We start from the raw sequence: 6794 nt of genomic DNA, 5'->3' as shown, positions 1-6794 counted from the left end.
GCGGCTTCGGCGGCGTCAGCCTCGGCTCCGGCAGCCTCGCCGTCGGCAGCCTCGGCGTCCGCAGTTGCCTCGGCCGCGGGCTCGTCCTCGGCCTCCGCCTCGCCCGAACCCCCGCCCTTCCCCTCCGTCACGACCAGCACCGGCGCCGGCCGCTCCAGGTCGTCGTGCCCCTCGGCGTGCTCGGCGACCTCGGTCCAGGCGGCCTCGCCCACCTCGCACCGCTGGACGACCGGGAAGACCAGGGTCGCCCCGGCGTCGTCGGGCAGGCGCACGGCGAACGTGACCTCGGCGTGCTCGCCGTCCGGCAGAGGCGTGTCCGTGCTGTAGGTCAGGCTGTCCGCGGCCTGGTCGACCGCCCAGCGGTCCGTACCGACGGCGCGCACCTCCGTGACCTCCTCCGGCATCCGGATGGTGATCGCGGTGGTCGCGGACTCGGCGCAGCCGTGCGGGATCTCGACCCGGAGCTCGGCCGTGGCACCCGCCGCGGTGGTGGACGGCGTGATGGTCACGTGGGCGGAGGCCGGCACGGTCGCGAGCGCCACCAGGCCGGCGGCGGCGAGTCCGGACAGGGCGACGCGCCGGACGGCGGTCTTGCGATTCATGGCGACTCCATCGTCGAGTTGGGCGTTACCAAATCAGCCCGCCGAACCACTGTCAAGAGTGTGAACTGAGGGCCCCAAACCGTGGACGTTCACCCACCGCACCGCGTACGGTGGTTCACGTCACCGAACCAAGGTCGCTCCCGTGAACTGTGTCCCCGGCAGAGCGGCCGCCACCGGAGGGAAGCCATGCCCAACATCACCGTCGAGCTGCTGCGCGGCCGTACCGTCGAGCAGCGTCGTGACTTCGCCAAGGCCGTGGCCGACAGCGCGGTCGAGATCCTGGGCGCCCGCCGCCAGGACGTCCGCATGGTCTTCAGCGAGATCACGCCCGACATCGTCGCCAACGGCGGCGTGCTCGCCAGCGAGGACGAGAGCCGGGCGGGCGTCGTCGCCACGTTCGCCGACGACTGACAGCTGGTCCCTTTCGAGGCCTAAGTTTCTTCGCTTTGAGCCAGCTCAAAGCGAAGAAACTTAGGCCTCGAAGGGGAGGATCGGGCGGGCCCGGGGAGACACGTCTCCCCGGGCCCGGCCCTCTTCTACTTCACCCTGACCGTCACCCTGGTCTCGGCCGCGAGAGCGAGCTCGCTGCCGAGGTAGGACGCCGTGAGCGTCAGGTCCTTCCCCTTGGGCTGGTTCACCTCGAACCGGGCGAGCCCGTCCTCGATGTCCCCGGTCAGCGTCTGGCCGTCCTTGACCGCGATGCGCACCTGCCCCGTCACCGGGACCTCGTGCGCGGCCGTGAAGGACACGTCGACGACGACCTTCTTGCCCGACTTCTTCGCCGCGATCTCCATGGTCGGCACCACCTTGTCGACCACGACCCGCACCTTGGAGGACGCGGGCTGGTGGTCGGCGTCGCCCCCGTACCGCAGGGTCAGGTCGTACACGCCCGGGCGGATCGTGTCGGCCGGCAGGACGAGGGTCGCCCGTCCGTCCGCGACCGTGCCGCTCGCCAGCGCCGTGGTGCCGTCGCTCAGCTCGACCGTACCCGTGGCCGTGTCCGGGGACACCGCCACGGAGACCGTGCCCGCTGTGCCGTAGGCGATCGGCAGGGCGACACCCGCGACCGCGGTCACCTCGGGCGACTTCACCGTGACGGTCACCGTGGCCGGCGCGGACGTCGCCGTGCCGTCGGAGGCCTTGTAGGTGAAGACGTCCTTGCCGGAGAACCCGTCGTCGGAGACGTAGGTGAACGAACCGTCCGCCTCCAGGGTGACCCGGCCGTTGGCCGGCTGCGTCACCGCGGTAGCGGTGAGCACGTTGCCGTCCTCGTCGGTGTCGTTGGCCAGTACACCCGGCGCCGGGAGCGTCAGGGGCTGGCCGCCCACTGCCGCGTAGGCGTCGTTGCCGGCCACCGGCGCGGTGTTGACCGGCGGCTGCTCCCCCTCCTCCACCGTGATGGTCACCGTCGTCGCCGCGGAGGCCGCTGCGCCGTCGGAGGCCTGGTAGGTGAACGTGTCCGTGCCGAAGAACCCGCTGTCCGGCGTGTAGGTGAAGGACCCGTTCGCGTGCAGGACGACGTCGCCGTTGGCCGGCTGCGTGAGCCCGGTCGCCGTCAGGTCGTCCCCGTCGAGGTCGGTGTCGTTGGCCAGGACCCCCGGCGCCGCCACCGTCAGAGGCTCGTCCTCGACGGTGCCGTAGGCGTCGGCGGCGCCGACCGGGGCCGTGTTGGCCGCGGTGCCGGCGTGCAGGTCACCGACCTGCTCGGCGGTGAGCTCGTAACCGAACATCCGGAAGTCGTCGACCAGGCCGTCCCAGCGGGCGTCGGGCCAGCTGGTACCGCCGATGAGGTTGGCCGTCGTCTGCCCGCCCACGCCGACGTCACCGATGGTGACGGTGAAGTCGTCGCGCGTGGCCTGGAGCTCGCCGTCGAAGTAGATCTTCCCGACCGAGCCGCTCTGGGTGAACACGACGTGCGTCCACTCGTTCAGCGGCAGGTCGTTGCCCTGGCCCAGCACCAGACGTTCCTGGGCGCTGCCCGGGGTCCCCGGCGCCTTGAAGGTCGCCGCGAAGCCGGTGGCGCCGCTCGTCTGGGTGTTGGACTGGAGCAGGAAGAACGTGTCCGTGCTGCTGCCGATCTGCAGCAGCGGCACCCACGTGGGCAGGGCGTCCGGGCGGGCCCAGATGGAGACGCTGAACTCGTCCTCCATCCCCGCCTCGATGTTGTCCGGCAGCCTGACCTGGTTGCCCGTGCCCGACGCGCCGCCCGGCAGGTTGACCGCCGAGCCGAACCGTCCGGCCGGGTTCCAGCCCGCCGAACCGCCGAGGGTGGCCGCCCCGACCGAGCTGTCCAGCCCGGTGTTGGCCGCCGTGCTGCCCTGACCCTCGTCGAACCGGTAGTGGATCGGCGTGCCCGTACCGGGCGGCGGCCGCTCGACCGTGTGCTCCACGGTCCGCGCGGAGTCGCGCCACCCGTCGCCGGCCACGAAGCGGACCTGCACCTCGTGGTCGCCCGGGGAGAGCGCCACGTCCGTGAAGCGCACCGCGCCGTCGGTCAGGTCGACCTGACCGCCCACGCGGGCACCGTCGACCCACAGCTCCGCGACGCCCGTGGGTGCCGCGCCGGTCTCGTCCTCGACGGTGGCCGAGACGTCGACCGGCTCGCCGAACGGGGACGGGGAGCCTGGCTCGACCGCGACCGTGGTGGTCGTGGCGAGCGCGCTGCCGTCGGCGTACAGGGCCTCGATGTCGGCGTCGCCGAGCGCGGAGGTGTAGACCCGGACGTCGTCCATCAGGCCGTCATAGGCCGGGTCCGGGAACCCGTTGCGGCCCAGCCAGTTGTTCGCCGTCGGACCGACGTCGGTCATGTCGATCGTCAGGTCGTCGCGCGACGCGATGGCCTCACCGTTGAGGTAGAGCGTGCCGGTCGCACCCTGGCGGGTGAACGCGACGTGGTTCCACTCGCCGGCCACCACGTCACGGGTGGGCGTGGCGTAGACCCGTTCCTGCAGCGCTGCGCCCTTGGCCTTGAACGTCGCCGCGAGCCCGGTGGCCCCGGCGGCGTTGGTCTGCATCTGGATCTGGAAGAAGCTGCCAGCGTCCGCGAGCCCGTCCCCGATGTGGAACAGACCGATCCAGTTCGCCTTCGTGTCGGGCCGCACCCAGAACGAGGTGGTGAAGGCCTCCTCGCCCTGCAGCAGGTTGTCGGGCAGGTCCACGGCGTTGGCGTTGTCACCGCCGGCCAGGTCGAGCGCGTCGCCGAAGACGCCGTTCTCGCTCCACCCGGTCGTCCCCGTGAGCGCCGCGGCGCCCACCGAGTCGTCCGTGCCGGTGTTCGCGGCCCGCGTGCCGGTGCCCTCCTCGAACTCGTAGTGCACGGGGACGTCGCCGGCGCCGGGGTCGGAGCCCACGATCACCAGGTCGTCGATCATGACGCCCGCGCCGGAGTCCCCGGCCGCGAGGGTCAGGTCCTGCGACCGGGCCCCGGCGGTGAAGGTACCGACGTACGTGCCGAACGTGCTCTGCGACGACAGGTTCGACCCCGCCGACAGCGTGGTGGAGAGGTCTCCGACCGACAGGTTCGCCGTGCCTGGGGCGGTACCGGCGGACCGGCTGTCGCGGGCGTAGCGCAGCGAGACGCGGTACTCGCGGCCCGGGTCGAGACCCTTGACCGCGCGCGTCAGGTCGCCCTCGGTGCCGACGGCGAGGTGGTAGCCCGTCAGGCCGAGCCCGCCCTGGCTGGAGGCCGCCGCGCGGACGAGCTGGACGTCGCCGTCCACCTCCCACGGGGACATCCGGCCGTTGCCGGGCGCCACGTCGACGACGGCCGGCGGGTTGGCCGAACGCCACTCGGCCGGCAGGCGCGGGTACTCGATCTGGTCGACCAGGTGCGGGGCCCGGGCGTCCATCGCGACCTCGGGGTCGATCTGGACGATGTCCGCCACCGAGGGCGTGCCGTCCTCGTCGAAGACGAAGAGCATGTACGCGCCGGGCGGGGCGTAGGTGCCGTCGACCGGGGTCTCGATGGTCAGGTCGTCGCCTGTCTGGGCGAACGCCAGGTCCTGGAAGTTCTGGTCGTTGTTGAACCCGTGCGTCACGGAGCCGTTGCGGACCAGGGTGACGCGCGAGACCTCGCCGTCGGCCTGGACGCCGAACGTGCCGTCGTAGCCGACCTTCTTCGGGACGCCCGTGACCTGAGGACGCACGGCCGGCTCGTCGCCGTCGAACAGGTACGCCGGCGAGTAGAACTCGACGTCCGTGTAGTTGCGCGGGCCCGGTGTACCGCCGCCGCCCACCATCACGCGGCCGTCCGGCAGGAGCAGCGCGGTCGAGTGGTACAGGCGGGCGTGCTCGTACGGCACGTCGATCGTGGTCCACTCGCCCGTCTCCGGGTCCCAGATCTCGGCGGTGGTGACGTAGCCGCCGTTGCCGTTGTTGTCCCGGGAGCCGCCGGTGACGATGACGTCGCCGTCGGGCAGCACCGTGGACGTGGCCCAGTGCCGGGCGTACTGCATCGGCTCCGTCTTCTCGACCACCGGCGCGTCCGTGCCGCCCGTGATGTCCACGGTGAAGCCGGCGCGGGCGCCGTCCGGACCGCCGCCGTTGGCCCACCAGCCACCGCCGACCTGCAGGATCTTGCCGGGGCGGTACATGGTCGCCGTCGACGTGGCGCCGACCGGGTTGCCGAGGCCGCCCTGGTTGGCGACGTCCGCGGGCAGGGTGCCCCGCAGGGTCACTTCGCCGTCACCCGACGGGTCGAGTTCGTACATCTGAGTGCCGGTGATGTTGAAGACGTTGCCGTTGCCCGGCGCGACGAACGCGCGCGGGTACCACCAGCGGTTCTCGTCGGGCCCGTTGCCGTTCCCGCCGTCGCCGTAGGCCGCCGCGCTCGTGGCGCCCTCCAGCAGCTTCCAGGAGCTGCCCTCGTCCGGCGTGTAGAGCTCCGGCGTCAGCACGCCGGGACCGCCCGGACCGCCCTTGAGGCTGCCGCCCTGCACCACGACGGAGCCGTCGGGCAGGGTGGTGCCCGTCGGGTACCAGCGCGGGTAGTTCATCGGGGCCTCGTTGCGCAGCCCCTGGTTGGTCGTGTAGCTGGTGACGCCGATGGCGGCGTCGTTGGGCGCGTTGCCGCCCAGGCCGTCGTCGCCGCCGACCGTCATCGTGGCGCGCCGGTGCGGCATCTGCACCTGCATCGAGCAGAACAGGTCGGTGTACGTCGAGTTCGTCACGATGCCGTCGTTCACGTTGGCGGTCGTGCGCTCCTCGGCCGGGTCCCAGACGTCGATCTCCATCTGGCCGCCCTGCACGACGCAGGAGTTGCCGCCGAAGTCGTAGGGCGTGTTGTCGGTGCAGCCCGACGACACGCTGCCGAACGACTGGACCTTGCCGTCCGACGTCAGCGCCGCGTTGATCGGCACCAGCGGCCACGGCGTGACGCCGCTCCAGGCCCCGTTCTCCGCCTTGTCCGGCGGCGAGCAGTCGGCCGGGAGCAGGCCCGCGGTGTAGGCCAGGCCGTTCTTCATCTGGGTGCGGATCGGGGCCTCGGCGTACGCCGTGCCCTCGTGGCCCATCCCGGAGTACCACGACCGGCCCTCGTCGATCTCCTGGCACCAGGTGATCGGGTGGTTCGTGCCGTTGTTGCCCCCGCCGTACGACGACTCGTCGGCGTTGAGCAGGGTGCGCACGTTGGGCGCCGGGTTGACCAGCCAGTCGTACCACTCGTCGCTGCGGGTGAACTCGGCCGGCAGCCCCTGGGTCAGCGGGTGCGAGGTGTCCTTGACGACCACGCGGCCCGGGCGGACCGCGGGGTTCTCGGGGTGGCCCTCGGAGACCGCACCGACCAGGCGGGCGTAGAACGGGTTGACGTCGTGCTCGCTCTGGCCGACCGACCAGCCGGCGTAGTGCAGGCCGAGGTACCCGCCGCCACCGCGGATGTACCCCTCCAGCGCGGCGCGCTGGTCCACGTTGAACAGCACACCACCGGTCTGCGCGAAGGCGACCGTGTCCTTGGTCGCGAGGTTCGCCGTGGTGAAGGCCGCGGGGTCGTCCGTCTCCTGGATCTCGACCGGCTGGTCGTACTCGACGCCCAGGTCCGTGACGAGGTCGCGGACGGCCTGGCGGGCCTGGACGTGCGACGCGTGGAAGTTGGACTTGTAGAAGAGCAGGACGCGCAGCACGCCGTCGTCGACGGACCCGGCCGCGGCCTGCGCGGCGGGGGTCGGCGCGGCCTGGGCGACGCCGCCCATGAGCGGC

At 72.0% G+C, this 6794-nt stretch carries 3 protein-coding genes; 1 reads left to right on the top strand and 2 read right to left on the bottom strand.

Annotated elements, in window-relative coordinates:
• Window positions 1–602, bottom strand: a 602-nt coding sequence (locus tag PROKR_RS31115) for a YcnI family copper-binding membrane protein (protein WP_051433421.1), incomplete at its 3' end; no start/stop codon positions are given.
• Between the two features lie 186 nt (window positions 603–788).
• Here PROKR_RS31115 and PROKR_RS27140 point away from each other — a divergent pair.
• A complete protein-coding gene (locus PROKR_RS27140; RefSeq protein WP_036970004.1) occupies window positions 789–1013 on the top strand; it encodes a tautomerase family protein in 225 nt (74 codons plus the stop codon).
• 125 nt (window positions 1014–1138) lie between these two features.
• On the opposite strand, the gene PROKR_RS27135 is transcribed toward PROKR_RS27140, so the two are convergent.
• Window positions 1139–6787, bottom strand: coding sequence for a LamG-like jellyroll fold domain-containing protein (locus tag PROKR_RS27135; RefSeq protein ID WP_036970001.1), 5649 nt, complete (start codon window positions 6785–6787; stop codon window positions 1139–1141).
• Window positions 6788–6794 lie beyond the last annotated feature (7 nt).

The sequence above is a fragment of the Promicromonospora kroppenstedtii DSM 19349 genome (assembly GCF_000515355.1).
In the GTDB taxonomy this organism is placed as follows: Bacteria; Actinomycetota; Actinomycetes; order Actinomycetales; family Cellulomonadaceae; genus Promicromonospora; species Promicromonospora kroppenstedtii.
Note: the sequence above shows the minus strand (reverse complement) of the source record. Positions and strands in the feature narration are given on the sequence as shown.